This is a genomic window from Salinirubellus litoreus, assembly GCF_037335815.1.
In the GTDB taxonomy this organism is placed as follows: Archaea; Halobacteriota; Halobacteria; order Halobacteriales; family Haloarculaceae; genus Salinirubellus; species Salinirubellus litoreus.
In genome coordinates this window covers 2096034-2109920 of record NZ_CP147841.1, presented here as the reverse complement: position 1 = coordinate 2109920, position 13887 = coordinate 2096034, and the positions used below count along the sequence as shown (strand labels likewise).

The 13887-nt window shown below is 70.4% G+C and carries 10 protein-coding genes; 5 read left to right on the top strand and 5 right to left on the bottom strand.

Annotation, left to right across the window (positions count from 1 at the left end; translation table 11 throughout):
• Positions 1-5: 5 nt before the first annotated feature.
• Together WDJ58_RS10385 and WDJ58_RS10380 are read right to left on the bottom strand one after the other, a co-directional pair.
• Entirely contained in the window at positions 6-1103 is a 1098-nt protein-coding gene (locus WDJ58_RS10385) for a TrmB family transcriptional regulator (RefSeq protein WP_338917631.1), read from the bottom strand.
• 26 nt (positions 1104-1129) lie between these two features.
• Positions 1130-2107 carry an aldo/keto reductase gene (locus WDJ58_RS10380; RefSeq protein ID WP_380661586.1) on the bottom strand — a complete coding sequence of 326 codons (978 nt, stop codon included), beginning with the start codon at positions 2105-2107 and terminating at the stop codon, positions 1130-1132.
• Between the two features lie 183 nt (positions 2108-2290).
• Between WDJ58_RS10380 and WDJ58_RS10375 the strand changes: the two genes are divergently transcribed.
• Positions 2291-3274: a hypothetical protein gene (locus tag WDJ58_RS10375; protein ID WP_338917629.1), complete on the top strand. Its 984-nt coding sequence runs from the start codon at positions 2291-2293 to the stop codon at positions 3272-3274.
• A gap of 129 nt (positions 3275-3403) precedes the next feature.
• On the top strand, positions 3404-4363 hold the full coding sequence (locus tag WDJ58_RS10370; protein ID WP_338917628.1) for an ROK family protein: 960 nt from the start codon (positions 3404-3406) through the stop codon (positions 4361-4363).
• Between the two features lie 226 nt (positions 4364-4589).
• Here WDJ58_RS10370 and glpK read toward each other — a convergent pair whose 3' ends face one another.
• A complete protein-coding gene (gene glpK / locus WDJ58_RS10365) occupies positions 4590-6116 on the bottom strand; it encodes a glycerol kinase GlpK (RefSeq protein ID WP_338917627.1) in 1527 nt (508 codons plus the stop codon).
• Positions 6117-6277: 161 nt separating this feature from the next.
• On the opposite strand from glpK, the gene glpA reads away from it, so the two are divergent.
• From glpA to WDJ58_RS10350, 3 genes are read left to right on the top strand one after another with little or no spacing between them, the layout of a single operon-like run.
• Complete coding sequence (glpA, locus tag WDJ58_RS10360; protein ID WP_338917626.1) at positions 6278-8035, top strand: anaerobic glycerol-3-phosphate dehydrogenase subunit GlpA; 1758 nt, start codon at positions 6278-6280, stop codon at positions 8033-8035.
• Positions 8025-9308, top strand: a complete 1284-nt coding sequence (gene glpB / locus WDJ58_RS10355; protein WP_338917625.1) for a glycerol-3-phosphate dehydrogenase subunit GlpB — start codon at positions 8025-8027, stop codon at positions 9306-9308. Before glpA ends, glpB begins: the two co-directional genes overlap by 11 nt.
• Positions 9305-10603, top strand: coding sequence for an anaerobic glycerol-3-phosphate dehydrogenase subunit C (locus tag WDJ58_RS10350; protein WP_338917624.1), 1299 nt, complete (start codon positions 9305-9307; stop codon positions 10601-10603). The genes glpB and WDJ58_RS10350 overlap by 4 nt, the downstream gene beginning before the upstream one ends.
• Here WDJ58_RS10350 and WDJ58_RS10345 read toward each other — a convergent pair.
• Positions 10587-11084: a universal stress protein gene (locus WDJ58_RS10345; protein WP_338917623.1), complete on the bottom strand. Its 498-nt coding sequence runs from the start codon at positions 11082-11084 to the stop codon at positions 10587-10589. The two genes, WDJ58_RS10350 and WDJ58_RS10345, sit on opposite strands and share 17 nt — an antisense overlap.
• A gap of 86 nt (positions 11085-11170) precedes the next feature.
• Positions 11171-13879, bottom strand: a complete 2709-nt coding sequence (ppc, locus tag WDJ58_RS10340) for a phosphoenolpyruvate carboxylase (protein ID WP_338917622.1) — start codon at positions 13877-13879, stop codon at positions 11171-11173.
• Between the last annotated feature and the right edge of the window lie 8 nt (positions 13880-13887).

The following is a 13887-nucleotide window of genomic DNA, read 5'->3' as shown; positions in this document are numbered from 1 at the left end:
ATGGATCACGTTCTCGACGGCGGGAACTCCGGCCGGGAGTCGTCCGGGGTCGTCACGTCGAGGACGGTGATGTGGGTGGCCTCGACCGACTCGAGCATCGCCCCCCAGCCGCCGACCGTGGTCGTTCCGTCCTCGGTCTCGACGACCAGCGAGACCTGTCCCGCCACGGAGGGCTCCTTCGCATCGCGACCGCCGGTCGCCGAGACGATCGCCTCGCTGACCTGCCCCTCAAGATGGACGGTTGCACCCGTCTCGATGTCGTAGCCCTCGACGCGCACGCGGACCTCGGCTCCGGCCTCGATGAGCGGCGAGAGGTCACGGGCACACTGCCGGGTGTCGAGATACTCGACGGGACCGTCGCCCGCGGCCACGTAGAGCGCGCCCCAGTCGTCCCACAGCGCCGTCCGGAAGTACCAGTGGAAGACGTGGGCGTGGGTCCGGTCGTCGACGAGGACACCGTACTCCTCGAACCCGTCGGGGTGGTGTGCGAAGCAGGTCTTGCGCCGGTCGACCAGCGTGACGAACGGCGCGGGGAACTCCCGGTGTCTGGCCTCCCCGCACGCGCCCCGGAAGTCCAGGTCCGGCGGGGCCACCCCGGGCCCGGTGTGGATCGACACCCGGACCGAGACCCCCCGATCGTACGCCGCCACCAGTCGGGGGCGGAGCCGGGTGAACTCCTCGGGGGTCACCGACAGGTGGACCTGGTGTTCGGCCTCGTCGATGAACCGCGAGGCGCGCTCGTAGACGGTCTGGAACCGCCGGACGATGCTCGCCCGGTTCGACTCGAGATCCGGCTGCTCCCAGCGCTCCTCGACCTCGTCGGCGGCCGACTCGAACCGGTCGGCACGGGAGCGGAGGTCCTCCATCACGTCCGCGGGGCTGTGCGCCCGGACGTGGAGCGACCCCGACTCGTACGTCTCGACGTACCCCCGTTTCTCGAGCTCCTCGACCACGTCGTAGATACGTGGCTTGGGCACGCTGCTGGCAGAGGCGAGTTCGGTCGCCGACGTCGATCCGTACTCGAGCAGCGTGACGTAGGCGTCGGCCTGGTAGGGAGAGAGCCCCGCCCGCTCCAGCGTCTCGACGAGTTCCCCGGAATCCATCAGGGTCTTTCGGGCACCGGCCGTATTCAATCCTTCCCGCGTGCGGGCCACCGGGGCGTCTTCGGTGCCTCGATCCGCGCGAGGTCGGCATCGGACAGTGACAGGGGGAGCGCACCGACGTGCTCCTCGAGGTGGTCGATCCGCTTCGCGCCGACGATGGGCGCGTCGACGACGTCCTTCGCGAGGAGCCACGCCAACGAGACCTGCGCGGGCGTCGCGTCCCGCTCCTCGGCGATCGCGCGCACCGCGTCGAGGACCGCCCAGTTCTCCTCGGTGAACCGCCGCTCGGTGTACTCGTCGTCGGCCGCGCGGCTCCCCTCGGGGGGTTCGACGTCGCGCTCGTACTTCCCGGTGAGGAACCCCCCGGCCAGCGGCGACCACGGGACGACGCCGATCCCCTCCCCGGCGCACGCCGGCAGGACGTTCGCCTCCTCGTGGCGGTCGACGGCGTTGTACTCCGGTTGCATCGAGACGAACCGCTCGTGACCCCACGCGTCGGCCGCGTAGAGCGCCTTCGTCAGCCGCCAGGCCGTCATGGTCGACGCGCCGACGTAGCGCACGACGCCCTCGTCGACCAGGTGGGAGAGCGCCGACAGCGTCTCCTCCAGCGGAACCGACTCGTCCCACCGGTGGATCTGGTAGAGGTCGATGTAGTCGACCCCGAGCCGGTCGAGCGAGGCGTACGCCTGGTCGATGACGTGCTTGCGCGAGAGCCCGGAGGCGTTCGGTCCCTCGCGCATCCCCCACCGGACCTTCGTGGCGACGGCGAGTTCGTCCCGCCGTCGCGAGGCGATGGCCTCGCCGACGATCTCCTCGCTTTCCCCCTGCGAGTAGACGTTCGCCGTGTCGAGGAAGTTGATACCCAGATCCATCGCCCGGTCGAGGATATCGAGGCTCCGATCGCGGTCGTTCACCATCCACGGCTGACCGCTCCCGAAGTTCATGCAACCGAGACACAGCTTCGAGACCTCGAGCCCGGTGTCACCGAGGCGCGTGTACGCCATCTCCGTCCCCTGGCGGTCCGTGTCGGCCATCGATCGATTCGAGTCGACCGCGAGGTATCAACCCCGGGCTTGCCCGGCGCAGGATCGAGGGCTGGAGGGCGTTCGTCCCGAGAGTGGGTCGAGGCCGATCCGGGTGTCCCGGAACGCTCATCCGCCCGCGCCGGGTACCACGGGTCGATACGGATGAGCCGCTCACTCCTCGACACCCTCCGCCGCCCGGAGCACACGGGCGAGCGGCGCTGCTGGCCGTGTGCCGTCGTGAACGTCGTCCTCGTCGTCGGGGCCGCGTTCGCGGTCGCTCGCCGCCGACGCCTCGCCGCGCTCCCCGTCCTCCTCGCCGGGGCAGTCGCCGTCTACCTCCGCGGGTACGTCGTCCCCGGGACGCCCCGGTTCGCGCCACGACTGGTCGCCGCGCTCCCGCTCCCCTACGACCCGTTCGACCACGAGGTTCCCGGTCGCGAGCCCCCGCGGGGGACCCCGGCGGAACCGACAGCCGGAACGACGGCGGGCGGAACCGAACGCGAACCCGGTGGCCGGGGGGGTTCAGCCGCCGAACGGCCGGAGACCACGGGAAAGCCGGACACGCTCGGCGACGTTGCCGAGGGAACCTCGGCAAGCCATCAGCGCCCGGTGGGCGCTGATGACGCCGTCGAACCCGACGGCGAGGCGGTCCTCTCGGCGCTCGTCGAGGCCGGCGTCGTGGTGGTCGAGGAGGAACGGGTCGCCCCCGACCCCGCGTTCCGGGAGGACTGGGAGGCGGAGATGTCGACCCTCGCCGCGCTCGACACGGCGGCGCTCGCCGGGGCGGTCCACGAGGTGGCCCACGCCGCCGAGTCGGAGGTCGTCTCCGACCGGTACGGGGAGTGGGTCGTCCTCGACGACGGGAGCGGCGGGTTCGCGGGACGGACCTGGCTCTCCCGTCCCGTCGCGGTGGCCGAGGCCGGTGCGGTTCGCGCCCTCGAAGGCTGGGAACTCGACCGGTCGACACGGCTGGCGGCCGCCGGCGCGCTCCGGACGTTCCTGGAGACGTGTCCGGACTGTGGCGCGGCGCTCGCCGAGACCACGACGGCCGCCTGCTGTGGCGGCTACACCAACCCGACCGAGGAGCCGGGGGACGTGCTGTTCTGTCCGGACTGCGACGTCCGGCTGTTCACGTTCGAGGACTGATCCGGGACGAGGGGACACCGGCCCGGACGCCGGCTGACCGGGCCATCGCCGGGGAACGGACGGCCGGTGAGACTACTCGAACGCGAGTGAATCTGTTAAGTTAAGTGGCACCCGCCCCCCGTTTTGGGCATGGCCTACGCGGGCGTGGATCTGGGGGCGACCAACGTGAGAGCGGTCGTTGCCGACGACGAGCGGACCGTCCGCGGCCAGGACAGACGCTCGACGCCCGACGAGTCGGGCATCGCCGTAACCGAGGCGGTGCTCGACGCGGTCCGGTCGGCCTGTGCCGAGGCCGGCGTCGGCCCGCGCGAGGTGCGGGCCGTCGGCGTCGCCTCCATCGGCCCGCTCGACCTCGCCGAAGGTGCCGTCGAGAAGCCGGCGAACCTCCCGGCGATCGAGTGGATCCCCCTGACCGGCCCCCTCCGGAACCTCGTCGACGGGCCGGTCTACCTCCACAACGACGCGAACGCGGGGGTCATCGGCGAGCGGTTCCACTCCGAGCGGAACCCGGACGACATGGCGTACGTCACGATCTCCTCGGGTATCGGTGCCGGCGTCTGCGTCGACGGACACGTCCTCGCGGGGTGGGACGGGAACGCCGGCGAGGTCGGACACGTCACCGTCGACCCAGACGGGGCGCTGACCTGCGGCTGCGGCATCGACGGCCACTGGGAGGCCTACTGCTCGGGGAACAACATCCCCCGGTACGCCCGCTACCTCCGCGAAGAGCTCGACGTCGGAACCGACCTCCCGCTCTCCGACCTCGACGCGGCCGACGTGTTCGAGGCCGCCGGGCGGGACCCGCTCGCGGACGTCGTCATCGAACGGGTCGCGAGGTGGAACGCCCTCGGGATGGCGACGGTCGTCCACGCCTACGCGCCGCTCGTGGTCTCGGTCGGCGGTGCCGTCGCGCTCAACAACCCCGAACTCGTCCTCGACCCGATCCGAGAACGGCTCGACGACCTCGTCATGTCGAACATCCCCGAGGTCCAGCTGACGACGCTCGGCGACGACGTGGTCGTCCAGGGCGCGCTCGCCAGCGCGATGACCGAGGGGACCGGCGACCGACGGCTGCTCGGCTCCGCGTAGCGGGACGAGACGCCGGACGTTTCGACCCCCGCATCTCGCGGGTCGCTCCGCTCTCCGCTCGTTATTCCGAGGGCTCGGTCACTCGCTTCGCTCGTTCCTCACGGCTCGCCGTGCTCGCCGTTCGGACGGCCGAGGTCTCCCTGCGGTCGGCCTCGCGCTCCCTGCGCCCTCGCTTCTCGCGGCTCACTGCGTTCGCCGCTCGTCTTTCGGAGGCGTTCGCTAGCTCTCACGCCTCCCTAGCCCACCCGCTCGCCCGCTCGACGGCCTCGTCCCACCGTTCGTACTTCCGGTCCATCGATCCGGTATCCTCTGGGGTAAAGGACCGGTCGACCCGCCAGTTCGCCCGGAGCTCCTCGACCGACTCCCAGAACCCCACCGCGAGCCCGGCGGCGTAGGCCGCGCCGAGCGCAGTCGTCTCGTCGACCTCGGGACGGACGATCTCGGCACCGACGATGTCCGCCTGGAGCTGACAGAGGAAGCTGTTTTTCACCGCGCCGCCGTCGACCTTCAGGTCCGTGAGTTCGAGGCCGGCGTCGGCGACCATCGCCTCGGCGACGTCCCGGGTCTGAAACCCGATCGCTTCGAGCGTCGCCCGGACGACGTGCTCGCGGCGCGTCCCCCGGGTCATCCCCACGATAGTCCCGCGGGCGCGCTGGTCCCAGTGGGGTGCGCCGAGCCCGGTGAACGCGGGGACCACGTACACGCCGTCGGTACCGTCGACCGAGCGTGCCAGCCGCTCGGTCTCGGCCGGCTCGTCGATGAGTCCGACGTCCGAGAGCCACTCGATCGCCGCGCCAGTGACGAATATCGACCCCTCGAGGGCGTACTGGAGGGGTTCGCCCGACCGCTGGAACGCGACGGTCGTGAGCAGGCCGTGGTCGCTCTCGACCGCTTCGGTACCGGTGTTCATCAGGACGAACGAACCCGTCCCGTAGGTGTTCTTCGCGTCGCCCGCGTCGAAGCAGGTCTGGCCGAACAGCGCCGCCTGCTGGTCCCCGAGCGCGCCCGCGACCGGCACCGCCGCGCCGAGGAATCCATCGGGATCGGTCGAGCCGTACGTCGCCTCGTCGCTCGACGGGCGGACCTCGGGGAGCACGGGCTCGGGGACACGGAACTCCTCCAGGAGTTCCCGATCCCACGTCCCCTCGCGGATGTCGTAGAGCATCGTCCGGGAGGCGTTCGTCACGTCGGTGACGTGCTCGCCGGTGAGGTTGTAGATCAGCCAGGAGTCCACCGTCCCGAAGGCGAGCTCGCCGGCCTCCGCGCGGTCGCGGACGTCCTCGGGCCGGGATCGCCGGAGCTTGATGGGGTCGGCGTTGTCGAGCAGCCACTCCAGTTTCGTCGCCGAGAAGTAGGCGTCAGGTTCGAGTCCGGTGCGCTCGCGGATCCACCCGGCCTTCCCCTCGCGTTCGAGCCGCTCGACCCGGTCGGTAGTCCGTCGGTCCTGCCAGACGACGGCGTTGTGGACGGGTTCACCCGTCTCGCGGTCCCAGAGGAGCGTCGTCTCGCGCTGGTTCGTCACGCCGACGGCCGCGAGTTCGTCGGCCCCGATACCCGCCTCGGAGAGCGCCCGGATCGTTACCTCCCGTGTGTTCTCCCAGATCTCGGTCGCGTCGTGTTCGACCCACCCCGGCTCGGGGTAGAACTGCTCGTGGCGCTCGTAGGCGTTCGCGGCCACGCTCCCCCCGTGGTCGAAGACCATGAAGCGCGTTCCGGTCGTCCCCTGGTCTATCGCGCCGACGTACTGGCTCATTCCCCGTCGTTCGGGTGGGCGAGACAAAGGTACTTCCCCGTCGGGATAGGGGTTCCAGGGGAGCGGCACGTCGAGTCCGGCGGCTACCGACCCCTCTCGCGGCAGACCCCGCGGCGAGGGGCATAGTCAAGTACGGCCCACCCCAGGTGTCGGGTGGCAGAATGAGTACCCCTCCCCCTTCCCCGTCGGTGGTCGTCGTGGGCGGCGGCTCGACGGGGACCGGCGTCGTCCGCGACCTGGCGATGCGGGGGTTCGACGCCACGCTGGTCGAGAAGGGCAACCTCACCCACGGGACGACCGGCCGGATGCACGGGCTCCTCCACAGCGGCGGGCGGTACGCGGTCTCGGACCGCAAGAGCGCCCGCGAGTGTATGGAGGAGAACCGCGTCCTGCGGGGGATCGCCGGCCACTGCGTCGAGCCGACCGGCGGGCTGTTCGTGAAGCGCCCGGAGGACCCGGACGACTACTTCGAGGAGAAGTTAGAGGGGTGTCGGGAGTGCGATATCCCCGCGGAGGTGCTGACCGCCGAGGAGGCACGCGAGATAGAGCCCTACCTCGCGTCCGACGTCGAACGGGCCATCGCGGTCCCCGACGCGGCCATCGATCCGTTCCGGCTCTGTGTTGCCAACGCCGCGAGCGCCGAGCGACACGGTGCGCGGATCGAGACCCACGCGGAAGTGGTCGACGTGATCGTCGAGGACGGTGCGGTCGGCGGCGTGGTCGTCGAACACGACACCGGCCCGGGCAAGCGCGACCACTCGAAAGCAGGTTCGAGAGAATGGATCGAGGCGGACCACGTCGTCAACGCGACGGGGGCGTGGGCCGGGCGGCTGGGCGAGATGGCCGGCGTCGACATCGAGGTCCGCCCCTCGAAGGGCGTCATGACCATCATGAACACCCGGCAGGTCGACACGGTCGTCAACCGGTGTCGGCCGAAGGGCGACGCCGACATCATCGTCCCCCACGAGACCACCTGTATCCTCGGGACGACCGACGAGGAGGTCTCGGATCCCGAGGACTACCCCGAGGAGGAGTGGGAGGTCGACCTGATGATCGACCAGCTCTCCGAGCTGGTACCGATACTCGCCGAAGCCCGTACCATCCGGTCGTTCTGGGGGGTCCGCCCGCTCTACGAGCCGCCCGAGACGGGGACGGCGGACCCCACGGACATCACGCGGGACTTCTTCGTCCTCGACCACGAGGAGCGCGACTCGCTCCCCGGGATGACGAGCATCGTCGGCGGGAAGCTCACGACCTACCGGATGATGGCCGAGCGGCTCGTGGACGGCCTCTGCGATCGGTTCGGGGTCGACGCGGCGTGTCGAACCGCCGAGGCACCCCTCCCGGGAAGCGAGGACTTCTCCATCCTGCGGGACTACATGGCGGAGTTCGGCCTCCGATCGCCGGTCGGCCGCCGATCCGTCCAGCGTCTGGGCTCGCGGGCCGAGGAGGTGCTCGGCACCACCGAGCCGAACCCGGTGGTCTGTGACTGCGAGGCGGTCACTCGCGCGGAGGTGCGCGACGCCATCGAGGGGTCGGGGACCGACCTCAACGCCGTCCGCATCCGGACGCGGGCGTCGATGGGGAACTGCCAGGGCGGGTTCTGCTGTCACCGCCTGGCGAACGAGCTCCACCCCGAGCACGAGGAGTCGACGGCCCGAGAAGCGCTGGACGAACTGTACGAGGAACGATGGAAGGGGTTCCGCCACGCGCTGTGGGGCGAACAGCTCTCCCAGGCGATGCTGAACCACGCGCTCCACGCGACGACGATGAACCGCGACCGCGACCCCGCGCGCCTGGCGGACGGGGCGGTCGACTACGGGGCGTTCGACGCCGGCCGGGATCCGCTCGACGCCGTCGACTCGGGGAGGGACTCGGACTCGGCGACGGTCACCGACGGGGGCTCGGATGGCGATTGAGGACGACGTGCTCGTCGTCGGTGGCGGCATCGCGGGCGTCGCGGCGGCGGTCTCGGCCGCCCGGACCGGCGCTCGCACCCGGCTGGTCTCACACAAGACCAGCACGCTCCGGAACGCATCCGGGCTGATCGACGTCCTCGGGTACGCCCCGGACGGGGAAGGGCCGCTGGTCGACCCCCTCGCCGCGGTCGAGGACCTCCCCGAGACACACCCCTACTCGGCGGTCGGTATCGAGGCTATCGAGTCGGGACTCGACCTCTTCGACGGGGCGGTCGGCGATACCTACCGGGGGGACCACACGCGGACGAACGCGCTCGTTCCGACCCACGGCGGCACGGTAAAGCCGACCGCGCGCTACCCCGAGAGCGTGGCCGCGGGGCTCGCGAGTCGAACCGAGGACGCCCTCCTCGTGGGGTTCGAGACGCTGGTCGACTTCGACGCGCCGGCCGCCGCCGCCCACCTGGGGAACGCGGACGTCCCCTTCGGGACCCGCGGGGTCACCGTCCGGTTCCCGGGGGACCTCCGTGCGGACGCGAAGGTGACCCGGTACGCACACCTGCTCGACCGCGACGAGGACGTCGAGTTCGAGGGGCGCGCGATGGGGGGCCGGACGGCGCTGGCCGAGGCGGTCAAGCCGTACCTGGATGGGGAGAATCGGGTGGGGTTCCCGGCGGTGCTGGGCGACGACCGGCCCGAGGAGGTCCGCCTGCTTCTCGAGGCGGAGCTCGGTGCCGACGTCTTCGAGGTACCGATGGGGCCGCCCTCGTTACCGGGACTACGCCTGGAGGACCGGCTCTACGCCGCGGCCCGCGAGGCCGGCGTCCGCATCGAGACGGGCAACCCCGTCGTCGGCTACGACGCCCGGGACGGACGGATCGAGCGCGTCCTCGTCGAGCGGACCCACCAGCGGGTACCGTACTCGGCGAGCGAGTACGTCCTGGCGACGGGCGGGCTCGTGGGCGGGGGTATCGACTCCGACCGTAACTCGGTGCGTGAACCGGTCTTCGAGTGCCACGTGCCCCACCCCGAGGACCGTTACGGGTGGTCGGCCGAGCGCGCGTTCGGCGACCACCCGTTCGCGCGGTTCGGGGTGGTCCCCGACGGGTCGTTGCGGCCGACCGCGCCCGACGGGGAGGCCGAGTTCGAGAACCTCCGTGCGGCGGGGGCGGTCCTCGGAGGGGCTGACTTCGCGGCCGAGAAGTCGGGGAGCGGCATCTCGCTGGCGACGGGGGTCGTCGCCGGCAGGAACGCGGGCGAGAGCGTACACCTATGAGTGACACACAGCAGTCCGACGACCCGGTCGAAGTGTTCCCGGAGAGCGAGGAGATGGACCTGCGCCCGGGGGCCGACCCGTGCTACAAGTGTTCGACCTGCGATACGAACTGCCCGGTCGCGGCGGTCGACGACGACTTCCCCGGCCCGAAGTTCCAGGGGCCCGAACAGTGGCGACTGAAGCGCAAGGGGGACGCGAGCGTCGACGAGTCGGTGATGAAGTGCTCGAACTGCATGCGGTGTGACGACGCCTGTCCCGCTGGGGTCCCGCTCTCGCAGATGCACAACACCGCCCGCGGCGAGTACGTCGCCGAGGAGATGTCGCGTCTCTCGGCGGCGTACTGGCGCAACCGTATCCTCGCCAACTACGGTACCCTCGCCCGGTTCGGCTCGAAGGTGCCCCGGCTCACGAACGCCGTGATGGGGAACGCGCTCGTCCAGGCGGTGAACGAACGGTTCCTCGGTATCACCGCCGAGCGCGAGTTCCCGGAGTTTGCCACCGAGACGTTCCGTGGGTGGTGGTCGGACCGGGGAGGGGCGCAGATCCGGAGCGAGGACAGGCGAGTAGCGTACTTCCACGGCGACTACGCGAACTACAACACGCCGGAGGTGGCGAGAGCACTGGTCGAACTGTTCGAGCACTACGGCTACGAGATCCGTGTCCCGGAACAGCGGTGTTCGGGGACGCCGATGTTCGCCAACGGGATGCTCGACGACGCGCGGCGCGCGGCGCGGTTCAACGTCGAGACCTTCGCCGAACTCGTCGAGGAGGGGTACGACGTCGTCTGTTCGTGCACCTCCTGTTCGATGGCGCTCCGCCAGGAGTACCCCGAACTGTTCGACTTCGAGGAAACGGATCGAGTGGCCGCGAACACCTGGGAGGCCCTGGAGTACCTCCGGATCCACGAGGACCTCGCGGGGGACCTCCGGGGGTCGTCGGTAGAGGGGGAACTGGAGGGGGCGTTCGCCTACCACGCGCCGTGTCACGCACGCAACCAGGGGCTCGACGGCCTGGCCGTCGAGCTACTCGGCGGGATGGAGGGGGTCGACGTCGCCGACGTGGGTGACTCCTGTTCGGGCATCTCGGGGACCTACGGCTGGAAGGAGGAGCACTACGACACCTCGATGGCGATCGGCGAGGAGATGTTCGAGCACATGCGGGGCGTGCCCGGCGAGACGGGGATGACGGAGTGTCCCACCTGCGCGATGCAGATGGAACACGGGACGGGCTACGAGATCCGCCACCCGCTGGAGGTCGTCGCGGCCGCGATCACCGGGTCTACCGGGTCGGCGTAGCCGCGCGGCGCTCCGTCTCCGTATCCCTGCCAGTCTCGTCGCGAACGAAGGTGACCGGGCACGGGGCGTTCATCATGACCTTCTGTGCGACGGAGCCGAAGACGGCCTTGCCGGTCGGCGAGCGCTTGCGGCCGCCGACGACGACCAGGTCCGCGTTCCAGTCCCCGGCCTCGCGGATGATGCCGTCCGCACGGTCGCCGAGCGCCCCGAGGACGGTGACGTCGAAGCCACGCTCCTCGAGCGCCGTCCGGATCCGCCGGACGTCGGTCCGCCGCCGGGCGACGGTCGCGGGCGTGACCTCCGAGTTGGGGGCGACGTTCATCTGACGGCGCAGTTCGGTGTAGTCCTCCCGGTCGTAGACGTGTAGCAGGCCGACGACCGTCTCGCCGGGGTCGGCGACGCTCGAAACCGCGTCGACGAGACTCTCGGTTCGGTCGACGTCCGTGCTACCGACGGGTAGGAGTAGCTTCTTCACGTTCATCTCGTTTCGGAGTAGGCGACGCGGGGATAAAAGACTTCGGGTAAATTTACTCAGTTACGAGTAAAATTTCTCACGGTCTCTAGCGGTCATCCAGTGTTCTTCATGCCGGCGGCGATCCCCTTCACGGTCAGCCGGAGGGTACGCCGCTCCGTCTCGGTGAGGTGATCCTGGCCGAGCAGCCGGGCCTGGAGGAGGTTGAGCGGGTCGACGTACGGGTTGCGCCGCTCCAGGTTCTCCGAGAGCCAGTCGCGGCGCACGAGCGACTCCCGGTCCGTCACCTCGAGGACGAGGTCGGCGGTCCGCTCGTACTCCGCACGCAGGCGGGGGAAGAACCGGCGCTCGAGATCGGGATCGGCCGCGCTCGCGTACTCGGCGGCGATCTCGAGATCGGTCCGGGCGAGCGCCATCGCCGCGTTGTCGAGCGTCGTCCGGAAGAACGGCCACGACTCGTACATCTCCCGGAGCGTCTCGACGTCGCCGCCGTCGTCGAGATAGGCCTCGATTCCGGTACCGAGCGAGTACCACCCCGGGAGGATACACCGGGCCTGCGTCCAGGAGAACACCCACGGGATGGCCCGGAGGTCCTCGACCGTCCGTTTGCCGCTCCGCGAGGCCGGCCGGGAGCCGAGGTTCAGTCCCTCGATGACCGTGATGGGCGTCGCCTGCTCGAAGTACGCGACGAACCCGTCGGATTCCAGGAGGTCGCGGTACTCGGTACGGGCGGCCGCCGCGGCGGTGGCCATCGCCTCGGTCCACCGGGCGTCGGTCGGCTCGTCGGAGCCGTCGAGCGCGGCGTGTCTGGCACGGATCTGCGCGTTCAGCATCTGCTCGACGTTCCGGCGGGCGATGCTCGGCTCCGCGTACTTCTCCGCGATGGACTCGCCCTGTTCGGTGAACTTGACCTGGCCGGTGACCGTTTCGGTGGGGAGCGCCAGCAGCGCGTCGTTCATCGGCCCCCCGCCGCGGGAGATGGAGCCGCCGCGGCCGTGGAACAGCCGGAGCTCCACCCCGTAGTCGTCGGTGATCCCCGCGAGACGCTTCTGGTTGTGGTGGAGCGACCACTGCGCCGCGAGGTAGCCGTTCTCCTTGTTCGAGTCGGAGTAGCCGAGCATCACCTCCTGAACCCCGTCGCGGGCGGCGAGCGCCGCGGCGTAGGCCTCGTTCTCGAACAGCGTCCCCATGATGCGCCGTGCACCGTCCAGCGCCGCCTCGGTCTCCAGCAACGGCACGACGTCGAGCCCCGAGTAACCGGGGAGGTCGACGACGTCGGCCTGGTCGGCGAGGAACAGCACTTCGAGGACGTGGGACGGCTCCTCGGTCATCGAGATGCAGTAGGTGTCGATGGCGTCGGCCCCGTACTCGGCCTGCCAGTCGGCCGTCCGGTCGAACAGCGTGAGCACGCGGCCCGCCGTCTCGGAGAGCCCCTCCGTCGCCGAGACGTCGATCACGGGACCGTCCTCGAGTATCGCCTCGGTCAGCAGGTCGACACGCTCGTCCTCGTCCATACCCTCGTAGTCGATGCCCTCCCGGGCCAGGACCTCGGTGACGGCGGTCGTGTGGTTCTCCCGGTGGTCGCGCAGATCGAGACTCGCCAGCGAGAAGCCGAACGTGCGGACCTGCCGGCGGAGCGGGTCGACGTGGGTCGAGGCGACGCTCTCGGCCCCGTTCGCCCGGAGATCGTCAGCGAGGGCGTCCAGATCCGACAGCAGCGCCCCGGGTCCCGAGTAGCCGCCGGGACGGACCCTGCCGACACGCTCGACGCGCTCGGCCATCAGTTTCAACAGCTGACGGTAGGGCTCGTGCGGATAGCGCTCCTGCACTCGCTCGACGACGCCGGGGAGTCGTTCGCCGTGGACCTCGATGCGCTCCCGGATCACCCCGCTGGTCGAGATCCGCCGGTCGTCCTGGCTGAGCACGCCCGAGAGCCGCCCGAGGGCCTCCCGGTAGCGGTCGAGGACGACCTCACGCTGGCGTTCGAGCGTCTCGGCCGTCGTCTCGGGGGTGACGTGGGGGTTGCCGTCGCGGTCCGACCCGGCCCACGACCGGAACTCGAACAGCTTCGGCACCTCGACGGGCTCGTCGTACCGCTCGTCGAGCGCCCGTTCGAGCCGGTCGTAGACGTCGCCGACGACGTCGAAGAGGGTGTTCTCGAGGTACCACTGGACGTTCAGCGCCTCGTCGATCGGCTCCGGCCGGCGGTCCCGCACCTGTGGGGTCTGCCAGAGGCCCGTCACCTCCGCGGCGAGCCGCCGCTCGACCCCCCGTTCCTCGGCCGCCGACAGCCGCCGCGTGTCGAGTTCGTCCAGGCCGCGACGGACGCTCCGGAGCTTCGCCTTCACCGTCTTCCGCCGGGCCTCCGTGGGGTGTGCGGTGAACGTCGGCTCGACGAGGATATCCCCCAGGATCGACTCGACCGTCCCGGCGTCGACGCCGGCCTCCGCGAGCCGGTCGACCGCCGCCGGGATGCTGTCGCCGAGCGTCCCCGCGGCCTCGCGCTCGCGGACCGCACGGACCCGTTCGCGCTCCTCGGCGACGTTCACCAGCTCGAAGTACGTCGTGAACGCGCGGGCGACGACGCTCGACTCCTCCTCCCCGAGATCCGAGAGCGTCCGGCGCACGCCCGCCCGCGAGTCGACCTCGCCGCGGCGGTACCCGATGGCGTCGGTCCGCACCGACTCGACCAGCTCGAACGCCGACCGGGAGGTCTGTGCCTCCAGCACCTCGCCCAGCATCGATCCCAGCTCCCTGACGTCCCGTTCGACGTCTCTGGTGTGTAAACTACTGTCACCCGTCATATGTTGTC

What these genes read in the sequence shown, in the direction of transcription:
- WDJ58_RS10380 (WP_380661586.1), bottom strand. Translation starts at nt 2,107, where the DNA reads ATGGCGTACACGCGCCTCGGTGACACCGGGCTCGAGGTCTCGAAGCTG.
- ppc (WP_338917622.1), bottom strand. Translation starts at nt 13,879, where the DNA reads ATGACGGGTGACAGTAGTTTACACACCAGAGACGTCGAACGGGACGTC.
- glpB (WP_338917625.1), top strand. Translation starts at nt 8,025, where the DNA reads ATGGCGATTGAGGACGACGTGCTCGTCGTCGGTGGCGGCATCGCGGGC.
- WDJ58_RS10385 (WP_338917631.1), bottom strand. Translation starts at nt 1,103, where the DNA reads ATGGATTCCGGGGAACTCGTCGAGACGCTGGAGCGGGCGGGGCTCTCT.
- glpK (WP_338917627.1), bottom strand. Translation starts at nt 6,116, where the DNA reads ATGAGCCAGTACGTCGGCGCGATAGACCAGGGGACGACCGGAACGCGC.
- WDJ58_RS10350 (WP_338917624.1), top strand. Translation starts at nt 9,305, where the DNA reads ATGAGTGACACACAGCAGTCCGACGACCCGGTCGAAGTGTTCCCGGAG.
- WDJ58_RS10370 (WP_338917628.1), top strand. Translation starts at nt 3,404, where the DNA reads ATGGCCTACGCGGGCGTGGATCTGGGGGCGACCAACGTGAGAGCGGTC.
- WDJ58_RS10375 (WP_338917629.1), top strand. Translation starts at nt 2,291, where the DNA reads ATGAGCCGCTCACTCCTCGACACCCTCCGCCGCCCGGAGCACACGGGC.
- WDJ58_RS10345 (WP_338917623.1), bottom strand. Translation starts at nt 11,084, where the DNA reads ATGAACGTGAAGAAGCTACTCCTACCCGTCGGTAGCACGGACGTCGAC.
- glpA (WP_338917626.1), top strand. Translation starts at nt 6,278, where the DNA reads ATGAGTACCCCTCCCCCTTCCCCGTCGGTGGTCGTCGTGGGCGGCGGC.